The sequence below is a fragment of the Shewanella sairae genome (genome assembly GCF_023283535.1).
In the GTDB taxonomy this organism is placed as follows: Bacteria; Pseudomonadota; Gammaproteobacteria; order Enterobacterales; family Shewanellaceae; genus Shewanella; species Shewanella sairae.
In genome coordinates this window covers 101,278-119,205 of the sequence record NZ_JAKILT010000011.1, presented here as the reverse complement: position 1 = coordinate 119,205, position 17,928 = coordinate 101,278, and the positions used below count along the sequence as shown (strand labels likewise).

The following is a 17,928-nucleotide window of genomic DNA, read 5'->3' as shown; positions in this document are numbered from 1 at the left end:
GGTTTTGATTTACGGGTCATTTGTTCACCTTGTGTTTAGATGGGGATTATACCCCTTACATCTTGGTGTCCAAATTCACTATGCCACTACACCTTGAAGAAAATGGCATTAAAGTCGAATAAGGAAGATTGATGAGTATGAGATGTCCAGGATGCGCAAGTGATGAAATGCGAGTGTCTTTTTTCCATGGTCAAGAGGTCGATAGTTGTACCGCTTGTGGTGGGATTTGGTTTGATAGTGGTGAGCTTAATGGCGCGCTTTCAGCGGCCGACAACGGCAATGATAGCGTTGGCATAGAAAGTTCTCTCGGTTGCCACAAAGGCGAGTCGACAAGAAGCTGTAGCCATTGTGAAACCAAGCTTCAACATTACCATTTAATGGATGATTTTCACGTTGAAGTGGATGTTTGCCACACTTGTACCGGTGTATGGATTGATGAGCATGAACGTGAAAAGGTCGTTCAATCACCACAAATTCAAGTTGCATTGGAAGAGCTAAATAAAAAAGTAAACGTTAAAACTTGGTTGTTCCAATTTTTGATGCAAATGCCAACGGAATATAACTTAAAGCCTAAGACCACACCTTGGGTGACCTATACCCTGCTCGCAATCAATACGTTTATCTTTATTGCTACTGTATTGCAGCCCAATGCCACTGAGTGGATCTACGACACGTTTGCACTCAAGCCTGTTGATCTAATGCAAGGGCAGAATATCACGGGATTAGTTAGCCACATGTTTATGCATGGCGGTTGGATGCACCTGATTGGCAATATGTACTTCTTATATGTGGTGGGTGACAACTTAGAAGATGCGCTGGGGCATAAGCGTTTCTTAGCCTTGTACCTGGTGTGCGGTTTTGCTGCAGCGGCAGCTCATATCATCTCTGAGCCGAGCTCATCGATTTATATGGTTGGCGCAAGTGGCGCGATTGCTGGATTATTCGGTATGTACCTGCTGTGGTTTAGACATGCGAGCTTGACCTTTATGTTCATTATTTATCAAAAGAAATTGTCACCGATGGCGTTTTTTGCGATTTGGTTAGCGATGAACCTATTCGGTGCCTATATCGGCGGCGGTGGCGTTGCTTACTGGGCTCATATAGGCGGTTTTGTTGCAGGTCTAGTTATTGGTATTGCTCTGAAGAAACAGGTTATGCGTGATAACCCAATATTAAGCATGTTGAACTCGCAAGAGTTAAAGGTTGCTCGTTAATTTTGACTAAGCTCTGATCAAAAAGGCCGCATTTGCGGCCTTTTTTACTATGATAACGGCGTTAGAAATGCCATTGCAAATAGACGCTTTGATAGTTACTGCCGCCACTGATGCGACCAAAAGCAGAGCTAGATTCAAAAATACCTGAGCGATGGTGAATGCTATAACCCAACCACATATTGTCGAGTTTAGATGAGTTGAAAATATCACCTAGGTTGACATCGAGTGAGAAGTCTAAGTAGTTAAGCAGTTTTGAAGGTTTATAGCCTTTGATATCAAGTTCAGACCCTTCAATATGGGTCACACTGCTGACATAAGACAAGCCTTCGGCAACACCTAATCTAAAGCGCGGGCCGAGCTCAAAGGTATAGAAAGCCTTTATGGCAATGACGGCTTCGGCAATATCGTCTTGCACCTCTGAGCTGTAATGCCAAACCACACCCGGAGTCAGGTAGAGATCTATCGGCAAATTAAACAAACTGTCGGTTAGCTGAGTACCGTAAAATACTGAGCTCATCTGGTTATTGTAGGGATCAGTTTTGGTTTGCCACTTTAAGATGGCATTGAGGTTTGATGGCGTAGCCCAACCATGGGCGACACGTAGATATTCACTGCCAGCTTTACGCTGCTTTTGTACTGGTTGTGCTGAGTACTTTTTGCTGTTCGGCTCAGGAAAAAAGCCAAAGCCTAAGAATGATTCATACTGGAAGCGGTTGTTAATGGTTGGCAAGTGGTAAACATCATCCTCTAAGCGACCAACACCAAATTGGCCGAGTAGGTAAAGATTACTCGCAACATGGTAGCGGGCTTTTACCCCTGCATTAAAGGCTATTCCACCGCCCACTTGATGTTGATCTAAGCCGTAGTAATAATCATTAAAGTCGGCACTTTTCCACTGAAATTCAGCATAAGGCTTTATCTTCCAATCACCCGCTTGCCAGTTATATTGGGTACGACTGTAACCATAGCTGCGTTTATTAGAGTCCGATAAAAAGGCGATATCAAAATCCCACTCATCTTTAACAAAGCGGTACTGCAGGCCAAAGTCAAAGGCTTGTGATTGGGATTCATTTTGCAACTCTTTAGGGATATCGACAAAGCGAAAACGAGTGTAGAGGTTAATCTGATGATTGTCGTTTTTCCAAATATGGCCAGCCGCCTCCATACCATTAATGTAGAAGTAATCATTTTCAAAATAGATTAACGGCAGGGTGTCGTAGACTTCATCTTGCTCGGTGGCGTAAGGAATATCACCACGGCGCATACCAATACCTATGCCCCAGTTATCATGCCATTGTGGCGTGCTTGCTTGAGCTAACTCAACCGGTGGCGGTGGCATTTTTGTTTGGGTATCGTTTTCTGCCGCCTGTAAGCTGCCAAATGGCATGAGAAAGCCAATACAGAGGGGAGAAAGGGCTTTTAGTGTCATATTATTTTCTTTTTAGCGCTGGGTACTAGAGATAAGAGTACTGCTTTTTAACCATCAAGCACATAATTTTAACAACAGTGAGTTAACTAGGGCTTAAACATCGAATTAAAGCCGAGTGTTTTAGCTGATAAAAATTGGCAATAAAAAAGGCCGCATTCGCGACCTTTTAAAGGATTATCAACTCAGGATTAATCAGCTTCTTTTAAGCTTTGAGTTAGCTCAACAATGGCTTTTTTACCATCGCCAAACAGCATCAAGGAGTTATCCATGGCGAATAGCGGGTTAGGTAAACCGGCAAAGCCAGGGCTTAATGAGCGTTTAACCACAACAACAGTTTTGGCTTTATCGACGTTTAGAATTGGCATACCGTAAATCGGGCTACCTTTATCTTCACGCGCCATAGGGTTGGTTACATCGTTTGCACCAATCACAATCGCTACGTCGGTTTGTTCAAACTGTGGATTGATTTCATCCATCTCAATAAGCTGCTCATAAGGCACTTCAGCTTCAGCTAGCAATACGTTCATATGACCCGGCATACGACCTGCTACTGGGTGGATTGCGTACAATACTTGAGTTCCGCGTGCTTCCATCACTGAGGCTAGCTCGCGCACGGCATGCTGGGCTTGCGCCATAGCCAAACCATAACCTGGCACAATGACAACGCGCTCTGCTGTTTCTAGTAGCATTGCCACTTCTTCTGGTGAAGAAGAGGTTACCTTACCAGCGTAAACTTCATCAGCATCAACGGTTTCACCGCCTTCAGCCATAACGCCAAAGAGTACGTTAAACAGCGAACGGTTCATGGCTTTACACATGATTTGCGTCAGAATAATACCCGATGCACCCACTAGCGATCCCGATACAATCAATACCGTGTTGCCAGTGATAAAGCCTGTGGTTGCTGCTGCAATACCTGAGTAAGAGTTAAGTAGCGCAATCACAACTGGCATATCGGCGCCACCAATAGGCACAACTAGCAGTAGACCTAATACTAGCGATACAGCAACCAAAGCGTAGATAAGGTTGGTGTTGCTAGGATCCATTACGATAGCAATACCAAGGCCGATAGCACTGATTAGCAAAATAGCGTTAAGGAGTTTGTTACCAGGCACTTTAATCGGGTTACCAGAGATCAACTCTTGTAGCTTAGCAAACGCCACAAAAGAACCTGACAAGGTCACCGCACCAATAATCACGGTCGCTGCAATCGAGACGAGTGCAACAGTGTGGGTTGCTGAGCTTGGATCAAGGAAGTTAGCTAGCGCGATAAATAGCGATGCTCCACCACCAAAACCGTTAAGCATAGCCACCATTTGTGGCATTGAGGTCACTTGAATTTTGGTTGCCATCACAGCACCAATGGCACCACCAAGTAGCACACCGGCAATAATCCATTCATAGCTTAAAATGTTTTGGTCAAACAGAGTCACGACCACGGCGATAAACATACCGAGGGCTGAAAGCTGGTTACCGCGGACTGCGGTTCTTGGCTTAGTGAGTCCTTTAATACCTAAAATAAATAGGCTGGCTGCCACTAAGTAGGCAAGGTAAATAAACGTCATACTCATAGTGGCTTATTTCCTTTTAAACATAGCTAGCATGCGGTTAGTTACCATGTAACCACCGACAACGTTAATCGTGGCAAGTACTACGGCAATAAAGCCCAGTACGTTGACCCAAATACCGGCGCCAGAACCGGCCGACAACAGTGCGCCCACTAATGAGATGCCAGAGATCGCATTTGAGCCTGACATTAATGGCGTGTGCAGCGTTGGTGGCACTTTGGTGATCATCTCGACACCTAAGAACACCGCGACCACAAATAGGGTTAATAGCAGTAAAATTTCCATTATTTTGCCTCCGCTGCAGTAGAGTCTGTGCTGACAACCTGAAGTGCTGGTAGACCTAACAGATCGCGTAGACGTTCACTGGCTACTTCACCTTGATAAGCCACTACTGTGTCTTTAACGATTTCATCTTCAAAGTCGAGGTTAAGCTCACCGTCTTTTGTCACCAGTAACTTAAGTAAGTTTTCAATGTTAGTGCCATACATTTGGCTGGCATGGTTAGCGGCTGAGCCCGGTACATTTGATGGACCAAGAATGGTGACGCCATTGTAAACCACTTCTTTATCAAGCTCTGTTAGCTCACAGTTACCACCGGTTTCAGCAGCGAGATCGACAATAATCGTGCCGCTCTTCATGCCATCAACCATTTCTTTGGTGATAAGAATTGGTGCTTTACGGCCAGGAATCGCTGCGGTTGTGATAACGATATCTTGCTGAGCTAATACGTTAGCCATCGCTTGTTGCTGACGTTTTAAGAAGTCATCAGACTGCTCTGCTGCATAACCACCTTTGGTTTCAGTATTCTCAGCTTCAAGATCAAGTTCAACTGGCTTAGCGCCAACAGAAATGATCTGTTCACGTGCCGCAGGGCGAATATCGTAAGCCTCAACGACTGCACCTAAACGCTTTGCTGTAGCACAAGCCTGTAGACCCGCAACACCCACGCCCATGATAAAGGCGCGTGCTGGTTTTAGTGTGCCAGCAGCTGTCATCATCATCGGGAATAAACGCGGCGCTTTATGGGCGGCAAGTAATACCGCCTTGTAACCGGCAATGGTTGCCATGGATGATAAAATATCCATGCTTTGTGCACGCGTAATTCGTGGCACAAGTTCTAACGCAATGGCGGTAGCCCCCGTTTCTGCAAGCGCTTGGGCATTTTCTGGATGAGCCAGTGGGTCCATCATACCAATCACAATTTGCTGTGGTTTGATAACCGACTTTAGCTCTGCAAGTTGCTCATCTTTAGCGTTTACGACAGTGATAATATCAGCATCACTGAACAGTTGTTCGCGGGACACAATTGATGCGCCTGCCTGAAGATAATCTTCATCGGTAAAGCCAGCATTGCTACCAGCGCCACTTTCAACAAGAACTTGTAGATTATTTTTAAGTAGTCGAGCCACATTGGCTGGGATAATCGCAACACGACTTTCTCCAGCGTGACTTTCTTTCGGTAGACCTAGCTTCACAAAGGTAAACCTCTCAGTTGAGGACATTAGTAGGACAGATGTCATTAATTTGTCAGGGTGCTTATTGTGGCGACTCTAAAGCTAGACACAAGCGCATATTTTTCAATATCCCATATTCTGTACTGGTCAGACTGAAAAGTTTGCGCTAGTCCACACTTTTAAGTGGAAGTTTGCAGTAGAAAACGCTGTTGCCAATAGGTTTATTGATTCGCCCTATACTTTTGTAGCTCAATTTTTGTGCTTTGCATATTCCTAAATCGAATTAAAAATTATCTTTTATTCTTTTTTCTTTATCTAACGAGGGGCTAAGCTGACCAACAATATACTGATACAGGGCCGTTTCCATGTTGTTAAAAGAGCTTTCATCACTCGCTTCACCGCTTTCTGCTGGTCAAGTGGATAAGTTAAAGCAGCTCACTGCAGAGCTGAGTGCCGTTCAACTTGCTTGGGTTAGCGGCTATCTTGCTGCAACGTCTGAACAAGGGGTGGCAGGTGTACCTCAAGTTGCGGGAAGCAATGAGGCGGGTACTGAGCAAGTTATTACCATTCTTTATGGAAGCCAAACGGGTAATGGTCGTGGTGTGGCAACTGAGCTAGCTGAAAAAGCACAAGCTCAAGGCTATGCTGTGAACCTGACTTCTATGGGGGATTATAAAACTCGCCAGTTGAAACAAGAAAGCTTGTTGCTGCTAGTGGTGAGTACCCATGGAGAAGGTGATGCGCCGGATGATGCAATTGAGCTACACAAGTTTTTAAGCTCTAAGCGTGCCCCTAAACTGGATAACCTAAACTATTCGATATTGGCATTGGGGGATTCAAGTTACGAATTTTTCTGCCAAACCGGTAAAGATTTTGACTCTCGTCTAAGTGCATTAGGGGCAAAAGCCATTACCCCAATTGTTGAGTGCGATGTTGATTATCAAGAGCAAGCTGAACAGTGGCAAGCGGATGTGTTAGAAGCGGTTAAGCCACTCGTTCAAAGTGCTGGTGCCAGCGTGGTGTCGATTGCTAGCAGCCAAGTGGCAACATCAAATTTCACCAAGCAAAAACCTTACACTGCAGAATTACTGGTTAGCCAAAAGCTAACAGGGCGTGATTCTGATCGTGATGTACGCCATGTGGAAATTGAGTTGGGCGAATCTGGTATTCAGTACCAAGCGGGTGATGCCCTAGGTGTATGGTTTAGCAATTCACAAGAGCTGGTTTCAGAGTTGATTGAAGCATTAGAGCTTGATGAAAATGAGCAGGTTACAGTATCTAAAGAGTCGCTTGCTTTACGCGATGCACTCACTCATAAAAAAGAGCTGACACAGCTTTATCCTGGTTTAGTCAGTGGTTGGGCAGAGCTAAGCAAGAATGCTGACTTACTTACATTAAGCGCTGATAAGGCGTTGACTCGCGAGTTTGTGAATAACCATCAAGTCGCTGATCTCGTTCGTTTGTACCCTGCAAAAGTCACCGCCGAGCAGTTTGTTGGCTTGCTCCGCGGCATTACGCCAAGACTTTACTCAATCGCATCGAGCCAAGCTGAAGTTGAGTCAGAAGTGCACTTAACCGTGGCATTAGTTGAAGATGAGCGTGATGGCGTAGCTCGTTTTGGCGGCGCATCGCAGTTCCTTGCCAGCGCTGAAGAAGGTCAAGCAGTGCAGGTGTATGTTGAGCCTAACAATCACTTCCGTTTACCAGAAAATCCAGACACACCAGTGATTATGGTTGGTCCGGGTACCGGGGTCGCGCCATTTAGAGCCTTTATGCAAGAGCGTGCAGCGCAAGGCGTAGAAGGTAAAGCGTGGCTATTTTTTGGTAACCCACATTTTGAACAAGATTTCCTGTATCAAACTGAGTGGCAGCAATACCTGCAAAGCGGTGAGCTATCACGTATCGACTTAGCATTCTCTCGCGATCAACAACATAAGGTTTATGTGCAGCACAAGCTTGCTGAGCAAGGTGAGCAATTGTGGCAGTGGCTCGAAGACGGCGCGCATTTCTATATCTGTGGTGACGCAGAGCGCATGGCCAAAGATGTGCATCAAGCTCTGCTAGATGTAGCGGTTAAGTTTGGTCATAAAACGCCTGAGCAAGCCGAGCAATATTTAGAAGGTTTAAGAGCAGCTAAACGCTACCAAAAAGACGTTTATTAAGGCCAGCTTGTAGCTGAAGCGCAATGATGAGTGACGCCATGCAAAAGCGGGCGCAATACAAAAAGAATTTTAAGAGAGTACCTTGCTATGAGTGAGCAAAAGTTAGCAGTAAACGAATATTTAAAAACCGATAGTGATTACCTGCGCGGCACAATTCAAGAAGGCTTAGATACTGCCGTGACGGGTGCTTTTAGTGAAGGCGATCAGCAGTTAATTAAGTTCCACGGGTTTTATCAGCAAGATGACCGCGATTTACGTAATGAGCGTAAAGAGCAAAAACTAGAGCCATTATATAGCTTCATGTTGCGTGCCCGTGTTGCTGGTGGCGTATGTTCGCCAGAGCAGTGGTTAGCAGTTGATAAAATTGCCTCAAACCTTACTAGTTCAAACAGTATTCGTTTAACCACCCGTCAAACGTTTCAGTACCATGGCATTCCAAAGCGTAACCTGAAAACCATTATTCAAGATCTTGACCGTGAAGCACTGGATTCAATTGCCGCATGTGGTGACGTTAACCGTAACGTAATGTGTAACCCAAACCCGGTTGAATCCAAGCTACATCAGCAAGCTTATGCTTACGCAAAGCAGCTGTCAGACAATATGCTACCGCACACAAAGGCCTACGCAGAGATCTGGTTAGACGATGAAAAGTTGGTGACTACCGAAGGGGAAGAAGTTGAGCCTGTATATGGTAAAACTTACCTGCCACGTAAGTTTAAAATGGCCGTTGCTGTGCCGCCAGATAACGATGTTGACGTTTACACTAACGACCTTGGTTTTGTCGCTGTTGCTGACGGTGATGAGTTAATTGGCTTTAACTTAGTCGCTGGTGGCGGTATGGGCTCGACCCATGGTGAGGTGGCTACCTTCCCGCGTTTAGCCGATGACTTTGGTTATATAAAAGCTGAAGATACCCTCAAATTTGCTGAAGCCGTTATGACCATTCAGCGTGACTGGGGTAACCGTGAAAACCGTAAACTGTCGCGCTTAAAGTACACCATAGTTAAACATGGTTTTGATAAGTTTAAAGCGGAAATTGAAGCGCGTACTGGGATTAAGTTTGAACCTAAGCGTGATGTAGTTATTGGCGATCGTGGCGATCGTTATGGCTGGAAGCAAGGTGTCGATGATAACTGGCACTTAACCTTATTTATTGAAGGTGGCCGGGTTAAAGATTTACCGGGTCAACCGCTGCAAACGGGTTTACGAGAAATAGCCAAGATCCATAAAGGTGATTTCCGTATGACCTCCAACCAAAACATTATTATTGCTGGCGTACCCGCTGCCGATAAAGAACAAGTTGAAGCATTAGCAAGGCAGCATGGTTTTATGGGCAAACTCATTACGGAAACCCGCGGTCATTCAATTGCTTGTGTAGCACTGCCGACTTGTGCGTTGGCTATGGCTGAAGCTGAGCGTTATTTCCCAGACTTTTTAACTAAAGTTGAAGCGCTACAAGATAAGCATGGCTTCTTGGACCAAGGCATCGTTATCCGTATGACCGGGTGCCCGAATGGTTGCGCGAGACCTTTCGCTGCGGAAATCGGTCTAGTGGGCAAAGCACCGGGTCGCTATAACCTGTATTTAGGCGCGAGTTTTGAAGGCACACGTTTGAATAAACTGTACCGCGAGAATATCCAAGAAGCGGAGATCCTTGCGGAGTTAGATACCTTGTTTGCGCTATATGTAAAAGAGCGTCAAACAGGTGAAACTTTTGGTAATTACACTGTACGAAGTGGTGTGGTTGCAGCTGTAAATGACGCAGCTAAGGAATTTCATGGTTAATACCTTTGAATCAGTGATTAGTGCTGATGAACTGCACGCATTGCTTAGCGCACCTAAAGTGGAACAGCAGGCTGAATTGGCTAGAGTTAATACTTTTTTAGAAGCATTAACGCCAGTCGAGCGAGTGAAGTGGGCACTAGAGTATCTGCCGGGTAACCATGCGTTATCGTCAAGCTTTGGTATTCAAGCAGCTGTGATGTTGCATATGGTGAGTCAGGAAAAATCAGACATTCCTGTGTTGCTAACCGATACTGGCTACTTGTTCAGTGAAACTTATCAATTTATTGATGAATTGACTGAACGCTTAAGCTTAAACCTTAAAGTGTATTCGTCGCCGTTTAGTTCTGCTTGGCAAGAAGCGCGATTTGGAAAGCTGTGGGAGCAAGATATTGATGGCTTAGATAAATATAACCAAATTAATAAAGTTGAGCCGATGCAGCGTGCTTTAACAGAGCAACAGGTAGGCACTTGGTTTGCAGGTCTTAGACGCTCACAGTCAAGCACACGGGAAGACTTACCTGTATTAGCTATTCATGGGCAACGTTATAAAATTTTGCCGATTATCGATTGGAGTAATAAGCAAGTACACGAGTACCTGACTCAATTTGAGCTGCCCTACCACCCTTTATGGGAGCAAGGTTATGTGTCGGTTGGCGATACCCATTCGAGTAAACCGCTAGAGTTAGGTATGAGCGAAGAAGAGACTCGTTTTAATGGCTTAAAGCGAGAGTGTGGTTTGCACTTTGATATTTAGCGACTTAATGGGTAAATGCACTCATGTATAATTAATGCGCTACTTTTTGGCGATAGAGTTCTTCTTTAACATTATGTATTAAATAGCCTTTAGTCATTTAGTATTAAATGTTGGGTGTTTTTTGTACATTTTTGCTAACAGGGTTATGCACAGTTGGTTTTTTAGACTATAGTTCAAAGTTCCCGTAGATGGTTTTAGGAAACTGTTCTGTATCAGGTCTAAATAGACTCGGTGATTTGTAGTCTTCCACTGATTAAGTTACATAATCTTAATCAGCTATAAATTACAGGCAGAGCTGTCAGTATCGAATAAACCAAGTTTGATTGTAAACGTGATATTTTGGCTTTAACCAAACGTTATAATTGAACAAATTGATTGGCTTGCTAGCGCTAGCTTATCAAGTGGTATAACCCCAGGTAACGCTATTAGATTGCGTTATCTGGGGTTTTATATTTCTAGTGGTCAATTGTCTTTATCTCTTCTATTGCCTCCATCCATTTTATGCATCCCCTAAAAACATGTGTCCCACTACATAAGCGGTCACTTAAGTTTGTGTTGTAAAGTATGATTGATTGGCTTGCTTGAATGCTGTTTTGTTAAGTTAGCTAAGAAGGGTTTGGTTGGTATTGTGTGTTAATAATGTTGTAGAATTGCGTCGCACCAATAGATTGGTGTGTATTTGTGGGACTAATTAAATCATTAAATGGAGTTTTAAATGAATAAGATACTTATTGCTGCGGCGGTTGTTGCAGTGGGTGCGGGTGGATACTGGTATAGCCAGCAATCAACCTCTCTATCGACAACTGATAGCGCTGTTCTGAGTTATGTCCCTGCAGATACGCCTTTGTTCTCTGCGCAATTGAACCCTTTTCCAATTAAAGACTATATCAATTCTTTATCAGATGCTTATAGACAGTTCCCTCCAGGAAGTTTTGATGAGCTTGAGCAAGAGAGTGACCAGCGTGCTCAGTTTTTTGTTAGCTTGTTGAAGTCATACGCCGACTCTATGAAAGATGGTGACACTTTTATAACGACGTTCGGCTTAGCAGCTGAAGTGCGTAGTTATGTTTATACCCTTGGTGCAGTGCCAGTTTTTAAAATTGAAGTTGAAAACGCTGATGCTATTTGGGCAATACTGGACAAAGCTGAAGCACAAAGCGGTCTAACGCATACTCCCGCCAATCTAAAAGGGGTTGATTATCGCAGTTATCAGCTAACTGACGCCGAAGAAAAAGAGCAGGTTAGTTTGGTGTTTGCGGTACATGATGGTTTGTTTACCGCCACGTTGAGCACATCGTTTACTGAAGCGACGCTACTAGAAACGGCGCTGGGTGTGACCTCTGTTGATAATTCAATTGCTGATGCGAATATTGTTGAAGAGATAATCACTAAGCATGGCTTTACTAATGAAGGGGTGAGCTTTGTTAATCATAAAGAGATCATTACGGCTTTAACCAGCACTGATGGTAATCAGCTAGCGGGTCAGTTATCTAAGCTCTATGAGATTATGGGCGAAGATCCTATGGCAGAGTTAAAGACACCTGCTTGTAGTTCTGAGCTGGCAGCTATCGCTAATAACTGGCCGCGGACAGTTGCGGGCTACGATGAGTTAACTGTGACGGATAGTCACAGCGCGTTTGGTTTTAGAACTGTGATAGAAAGTGAAAACCAAGTGTTGCTCGGCGCCTACCAGAAGCTACGTGGCTACTTGCCTAGTTACACTCAATATATTGATAATAGCGTGTTCAGTCTTGGGCTAGGTATTGATGTTAACCAAATGGTGCCTGCATTAACGGGTATTTGGGATGATATGCTTACGCCTGAATATCAGTGCGGTCCATTGGCTGAGATGCAAATGCAGATGAGTCAGCAAAGCCCGGCGATGTTAGGCATGTTCACTGGCATGGCTAATGGAGTGAAGGGGCTTGGTGTATCACTGATAGATTACAAGATTAGTGAGGATACTCAATCACCTCAGCTTGATAGCTTAGATGCAGTTGTTACCCTTTCTGCAGATAACCCTGCAACGCTGTTTAATATGGCTAAATCTTTTGTTCCTGAGTTGGCTAATCTTCAACTACCTGAAAATGGTGATGCTATTGAGCTGAGCAGTGTGGTTCCTATTCCTGCTGAGCTAAACATCACGCCTAAATTGGCGCTTAAAGGTAATCATCTAGTGCTGTTCTCGGGTGAAAAGGGCGCTGCGATAGCTGACAAACTCGAAAAAGAACCAGTCACAAGTAATGGCTTATTCGTGGTATCAGCGGATTACATGAAGATGTTTGATCCACTGCTAACCTTTATCGAAATGACCGGTGAGCCTATCCCTGAAGAATTAGAAGGGATGAAGCATTACGATATGCGGACTCAATTTACGCTAGATATTGATCAGCAAGGTTTTGAAATTGATACGCACATGGACTCTCGTGCAACAAAATAAGCGTCATGTGTCATAATGACTGAATCCAAACGCCAGCCATTTAGGTTGGCGTTTTATTTTAAGACGCAAAGCTGCGCTCTTGATTGGTAGTAGGGTCAGAAAAAGGCAGAGTGAAGATGAGTGAGCAAGTTGTTTGTGGCGTATTTTTAAAAGCAAACGAAGTTAGAGTAGTGACGTTAGCAGGTATTCGAGATTCTCATCAGCTTATTGCACCTAAGGCGAATAAGTTTACTTTAGTGAAAAATCCAAGCCAGTCTGAAGTTAGCTGTTTTGTTGAGCAGCTGCAGAGCTATATTAACCAGCATAAAGTGACAAAGGTGGTGTTAAACCGTCGAGCAACCACAGGACAAGGCGCTGGTGGTGCGGGCACTTTTTTAATGGAGGGGGCGATTTTAGCTTCTGTTGCAACAGAAATTGAGTTTGTGCATCCGGCAACATTAAGGGCGACAGATAAACGTTGTGCAGAACTTAAGATTGATAAACCTAAGACGGTCGATCTTGGTAAAGCTTATGATTTAGCGTTTGAATGTTTAGTGTAGAAGATGAGTTTATGCCGATTGTATTGATCTTTTCCGGCGCTAAATCGTATGTGTAAACAAGTAATTTTTTGCTTGGCTTTATTTGCTTAACTTTAATAGTCTAATAATAATTTGATAAGGCGACAAAACAATGATTAAACAGCTTTCAAAACTAGGTTTTATGGTACTGCTATTATTGCCACTTACAGCGGCTGCGACAGATTTAAAAGTCGGCGATGTAGCGCCTGACTTTAAGTTGCAAGCAACCGATGGGCATTTTTACCAGTTGAGTGATTACAAAGGTAAGCAAAATCTTGTATTGGCCTGGTATCCAATGGCGAATACCCGAGGCTGTACTTTGGAATGTAAATCTTTGGTAGAAAAAGGTCACCTTATTCGCGAGTACAATGCCGTTTACATGATGGCAAGTGTGGATGACTTAGAAGACAATCAGGCCTTTGCGCGCGAGCAAAAAGCAGACTTTCCTATGCTTAGTGATCCGAGCAAGGAAACAGCCAAAGCTTATGATGTACTGAACTTAGTCCGTGTTGCCAGTCGAGTGACTTTTTATATTGGTAAAGACGGCAAGATCTTAAAGATAGATGAAGATATTAATGCCAAGACGGCGGCTGAAGATATTGCTGCCACTCTGGCAGAGCTCAATGTAGAGAAAGCTAAGCAGGATTCGCCTGCAAACCACAGTGAAACTGCTCAAGTAGAATAAGTTTTCAAGTTCATTGCTTGTCGTTCACATTGAAAAGCCCCGCAATATTGCTATTGCGGGGCTTTCTACTGATGGGTATTCGTTTCTCTTTTTCCGACTAATACTCGTCTTCTGTTTCGCCTTGAATACGGGCTTTACGTTCTTGATCTTCTTCAAATGCAGCTTGGATTTCAGCTAACACTGCATCGATATCTGCGCTTTGCTCACTTTCAATAAACTCGCCTGTTAATTCTGTATCAGGGGTTAATGTTCCTGATTCAAACTTAAGCCACATCTCTTGAGCATATTTAGTGTTCAGCAGTGCTGGTGCAAATTGACCATAATATTGGGTCATATTATTAACATCGCGCAGCAACATGCGCTTGGCATTATTGTTTGCCGCAGCGTCAACTGCTTGAGGTAAATCAATAATCACTGGGCCTGTATGGTCCAATAGCACGTTAAACTCTGATAAATCGCCGTGGATAAGGCCTGCACATAGCATACGCTTAACGTCTTTCATTACTAAAGCATGATGGGCTGTCGCCATTTCAGCTGTTAACGTGACATCGTTAAGTCGCGGTGCAACGTAACCGGCTTCATCGGTGATAAGCTCCATCAGTAATACGCCATCGAAACACCCATAAGGGGTAGGAACTCTAACTCCGGCATAAGCTAGTTTAAACAGTGCATCCACTTCGGCGCTTTGCCAGGCTTGTTCTTGTTCCTGACGGCCGTAATTTGAGCCTTTCTCCATCGCCCTTGTTCGGCGAGAGTTGCGGCTTTTACGACCCTCACGATATTCAACGGCTTTCTTAAAGCTGCGTTTATCCGCCTCTTTATAAATTTTTGCGCAGCGCACATCGTCGCCACATCTAACTATGTATACATCGGCCTCTTTGCCGCTCATTAATGGACGAATCACTTCGTCAATTAGTCCTTCATCAACCAGAGGTTGGAGTCGTTTTGGGGTTTTCATAGCGCTCTTATACCTTAGTTAGCCCGGCGATGGAATGGATAGGATTATTATCGCTGAAAAAAATCACATTTAGCTGGTTGCTATGAGTAAGAACTAGCGTTTTTCAGCGTTAGCATTGGCAACAGTGCCTTTTAACGGGGCAAGAGAACGAATTAACTTTTGCGCAGCAATTAGCTCGGTAACGCGATGGTTTTCGAAGGCGAGTTGATTAATTTGCATGGCGGGAGCCAGACCTATTCCTGATATGAGTTGGCCATTAGGGTCGTAGATAACACCTTGGCTAAATTGCAATCTTATCCCGCTATTAGGCAGTGTTGTTTGGTAACGCGGGCTTAGGCTGCCACGGGTTTTTTCTCCAATAAGTTCAACCTCTGGCCATTGTTGTGAGGCTAACGCTAGCCATTCACACTCTTGCTCGCAGCTTGAATCAACGAGCAGTGTAAGCTTGGGTTTAGTTGAGGCTTTTGGCTGGATAACGACTTGGGCGCTATTGTGTTGACGCACTAAATAGTCGCTTAATGCGAGGTTTTGATTGAGGTGGTTTTCAAAACCTTTATCTGTAAGTTGAGTTTGCTCAAAAAAGCTTAATTGCTTTAACGGCATGTAATCTTTGGCAATATGGTCGGCTCTTGATGTGGGGTAGCGTTTGTAGCGTAACACCCCGATGGTTCGACCTTGCTGCGCAGCAAAATGAGTTTGTAGCCAATTCATTAAGGCTGGTTGAGCTTGTTTGATCGCGCGGATATCTAATGCTAGAGGCATAGTGGCTGAAATTTTATTTTGCTTTGTGCGCGCAGCCAATAACAGAGAAAGTCGCGCTATTGTTGTTTCGTCGATTTGGTCATCAAGGCGCACTAAGGCTTGGTTTGGCGGGGTATTCTTGATCAAGGTTGAGGCTAAGTCGGTAGCGTCACCTGCTGTTGATACGGTTAACGGCAAGGTGACTTGCTTGCTAACTTCGCCATTACTAAAAGTGACGGTTACATTGTCCTTGGCTGCTAGGCCTATATCTTGACGCAGCCTTACTATCTGAGTTAGCCCACTAGCTTGGGCTTGAGGGGATAGTTTCAGAGGATCAGCAAGGTACGCTTGGCTTGCCTTCACCCAGCGCCCCATAGGAATGCCATCTATATGGGTTAAATAAGGTAGCTCCTCGCTAATGGACAGAGTATTGGTCGTAAAGCCATGCCAATGTTGGCCGTCAAAGCGTAATGTTAATGGCAGTTCTTGAAGTGAGCTTTGCGTGCTTATAGGTAGGTATACGCTGGCTGCAGGGTCATTGAGTCGACTGGCTATTAGCTGTAATTGCTGCTCTAGTTGCGCAGCTGAATGACGCTTATTGGCTGAGCCAGCAAGTTGCTGGCTGGCCGTCTCTAGTTGCTGTAAATTTTGCGGATTTAGCACCGCAAAAGCGGAATGCTGCTTAATAGCATCAATAAAGTACTGAATGTCTTGCTGATATTGTTCGCGATTTAACTGTGAGCTATAGCTATGAGGGTAAAAGGAAAGATAGGCTAATTGAGCAATACTCACCAAAATGAGTATTGCAAAAGTAGCAATCGCGCCCCTAAAACTCAAAATCATAAACCATCCTTATAACGTAAGCTTGGTCTAGCTTAAGCTTGCTTTAGATGTGTTTTGGTATCGAGCTTTTTGGCTGCGCTAAAATGATTATTACAAACTGACGATAACTGCTGACTACAGAATATCGTTAATTGAAACCCCGATACCTATTCGTTGGTTATGTACATTGTAGTCGATTAAACTTTCACCGTAGCCATTAAAGTATTGGGTATACACTCTTAAGTTACCTAAAATCGGGTAGCTCCAAGTAAACTCAACTGCACCATAGTTGGGCTTTTGAATATAGTTACGCAGCATTAATGTAAATCTATGCTCGTCTAAGCCATATACGCCGGTGAACTCAATATTGCCCATGTAATCAGTAATGTCTGGATTATCGTCCCCACGTGGAGATTCTGGTGTTTCTTTTTCATCTTCAGGAATACGCCACCAGGCTTTAGCCTCTAATGCGAACGGGCCATTATCAAATACCATCATGCCGTACAGTCTATTCCAACTGCGAGAGCGCGAACCAGACTGACCGTTAGATTGGTGCACAGCACCTAGGCCCCAAAAAGAGTTGGTTAATGGCCCCAGTTGCCAATCGTTAGTGAACACCATAAATATCTCTGGTTCATGGTTGGTTTCTCGAAAAGGAGAGGAGATGTCTTTGTTGTAAACCTGCCAATAAGACTGATTGGTATAAGCTGCAAATAGGTGGCCGTTGTCGCCAAAAACGTTATGCCAAAGTGGGAATTTAAAGCTGATTTGAAACTTTGCTTCCATATTATCTAACGTAAATGGTTGCTCCTCTTGTTGTTGCTCAAAAGGCGCCATATTAGGCGATTTACTGTAAGTCACTGGTAGAATGTAATTTACTTTATGTGGCGTGATGACATAGGGAAGATCGCCAGTGGCTTTTTCATCAGAGATCCGTTCATCCACCAAAGACTGCTGTTTTTTAGGGATAACTTCTATTTCGGTCTCGGTTGGGGCTGGTTTAGTTTGAGCTTGCAGGTTAAATGCGCAGCTTAAGCCTACTACAGATAAGAGTGCAGCTAATTTATTCATAACATTCCCTGAAATGGTTACATAATTTGAAGCTTTTATTGTTTGAGAAAGATTCTACCTAGCAACTAAGTGCTTTAACAGTGATTACGCAACTTAGTAACAATGGCTGTTTGGCTCTATGTAACCAGAATGCCAATTTTGGTGGCTTTGAGCTTTATCACACTGACTATTTGACTAGATTGAAATGCCATAACTTAGTGCAAAAAACACAATGCGGATAACAGTTGTTGGCAAACGAATATGTTAAGTGGTCGTTAAGGCTATACATTTCAGTTGCTTAGCGGGATT

Annotated in this window: 14 protein-coding genes; 7 read left to right on the top strand and 7 right to left on the bottom strand. The window is 44.0% G+C overall.

The window, feature by feature from the left end; translation table 11 throughout:
* Positions 1-131 precede the first annotated feature (131 nt).
* The gene (locus tag L2748_RS06815) at positions 132-1,214 is read left to right on the top strand and encodes a rhomboid family intramembrane serine protease (protein WP_220781004.1); all 1,083 of its coding nucleotides are present in this window, start codon (positions 132-134) and stop codon (positions 1,212-1,214) included.
* A gap of 61 nt (positions 1,215-1,275) precedes the next feature.
* Here the strand turns inward: L2748_RS06815 and L2748_RS06810 are convergent, their stop codons facing one another.
* The 4 genes from L2748_RS06810 to L2748_RS06795 form a co-directional block, all read right to left on the bottom strand.
* The gene (locus tag L2748_RS06810) at positions 1,276-2,643 is read right to left on the bottom strand and encodes a MipA/OmpV family protein (protein WP_220781003.1); all 1,368 of its coding nucleotides are present in this window, start codon (positions 2,641-2,643) and stop codon (positions 1,276-1,278) included.
* Between the two features lie 188 nt (positions 2,644-2,831).
* Positions 2,832-4,214, bottom strand: coding sequence for an NAD(P)(+) transhydrogenase (Re/Si-specific) subunit beta (locus L2748_RS06805; RefSeq protein WP_220781002.1), 1,383 nt, complete (start codon positions 4,212-4,214; stop codon positions 2,832-2,834).
* A gap of 6 nt (positions 4,215-4,220) precedes the next feature.
* Positions 4,221-4,496: an NAD(P) transhydrogenase subunit alpha part 2 gene (locus L2748_RS06800; protein ID WP_012153916.1), complete on the bottom strand. Its 276-nt coding sequence runs from the start codon at positions 4,494-4,496 to the stop codon at positions 4,221-4,223.
* On the bottom strand, positions 4,496-5,686 hold the full coding sequence (locus tag L2748_RS06795; RefSeq protein WP_246616151.1) for a Re/Si-specific NAD(P)(+) transhydrogenase subunit alpha: 1,191 nt from the start codon (positions 5,684-5,686) through the stop codon (positions 4,496-4,498). Before L2748_RS06795 ends, L2748_RS06800 begins: the two co-directional genes overlap by 1 nt.
* Before the next feature lie 344 nt (positions 5,687-6,030).
* Here L2748_RS06795 and L2748_RS06790 point away from each other — a divergent pair, with 344 nt between their 5' ends.
* The 6 genes from L2748_RS06790 (at position 6,031) to L2748_RS06765 (ending at position 14,048) form a co-directional block, all read left to right on the top strand.
* Positions 6,031-7,827 (top strand): assimilatory sulfite reductase (NADPH) flavoprotein subunit, encoded by a 1,797-nt coding sequence (locus tag L2748_RS06790; protein ID WP_220781000.1) that lies wholly within the window; start codon positions 6,031-6,033, stop codon positions 7,825-7,827.
* Positions 7,828-7,914: 87 nt separating this feature from the next.
* Positions 7,915-9,612 (top strand): assimilatory sulfite reductase (NADPH) hemoprotein subunit, encoded by a 1,698-nt coding sequence (gene cysI, locus L2748_RS06785; protein WP_220780999.1) that lies wholly within the window; start codon positions 7,915-7,917, stop codon positions 9,610-9,612.
* A complete protein-coding gene (locus L2748_RS06780; RefSeq protein WP_220780998.1) occupies positions 9,605-10,366 on the top strand; it encodes a phosphoadenylyl-sulfate reductase in 762 nt (253 codons plus the stop codon). The genes cysI and L2748_RS06780 overlap by 8 nt, the downstream gene beginning before the upstream one ends.
* 715 nt (positions 10,367-11,081) lie before the next feature.
* On the top strand, positions 11,082-12,806 hold the full coding sequence (locus tag L2748_RS06775; RefSeq protein WP_220780997.1) for a hypothetical protein: 1,725 nt from the start codon (positions 11,082-11,084) through the stop codon (positions 12,804-12,806).
* A 116-nt stretch (positions 12,807-12,922) separates the two neighbouring features.
* The gene (locus L2748_RS06770; RefSeq protein ID WP_220780996.1) at positions 12,923-13,345 is read left to right on the top strand and encodes a DUF3010 family protein; all 423 of its coding nucleotides are present in this window, start codon (positions 12,923-12,925) and stop codon (positions 13,343-13,345) included.
* Between the two features lie 130 nt (positions 13,346-13,475).
* The gene (locus L2748_RS06765) at positions 13,476-14,048 is read left to right on the top strand and encodes a peroxiredoxin family protein (RefSeq protein ID WP_220780995.1); all 573 of its coding nucleotides are present in this window, start codon (positions 13,476-13,478) and stop codon (positions 14,046-14,048) included.
* Between the two features lie 97 nt (positions 14,049-14,145).
* Here L2748_RS06765 and L2748_RS06760 read toward each other — a convergent pair whose 3' ends face one another.
* The 3 genes from L2748_RS06760 to L2748_RS06750 all read right to left on the bottom strand — a co-directional run bounded on the left by L2748_RS06760 (position 14,146) and on the right by L2748_RS06750 (position 17,640).
* The gene (locus L2748_RS06760) at positions 14,146-15,006 is read right to left on the bottom strand and encodes a PA4780 family RIO1-like protein kinase (protein ID WP_220780994.1); all 861 of its coding nucleotides are present in this window, start codon (positions 15,004-15,006) and stop codon (positions 14,146-14,148) included.
* Between the two features lie 93 nt (positions 15,007-15,099).
* On the bottom strand, positions 15,100-16,590 hold the full coding sequence (locus L2748_RS06755) for a S41 family peptidase (RefSeq protein ID WP_220780993.1): 1,491 nt from the start codon (positions 16,588-16,590) through the stop codon (positions 15,100-15,102).
* Positions 16,591-16,704: 114 nt separating this feature from the next.
* A complete protein-coding gene (locus L2748_RS06750; RefSeq protein WP_220780992.1) occupies positions 16,705-17,640 on the bottom strand; it encodes a phospholipase A in 936 nt (311 codons plus the stop codon).
* Positions 17,641-17,928: the final 288 nt, after the last annotated feature.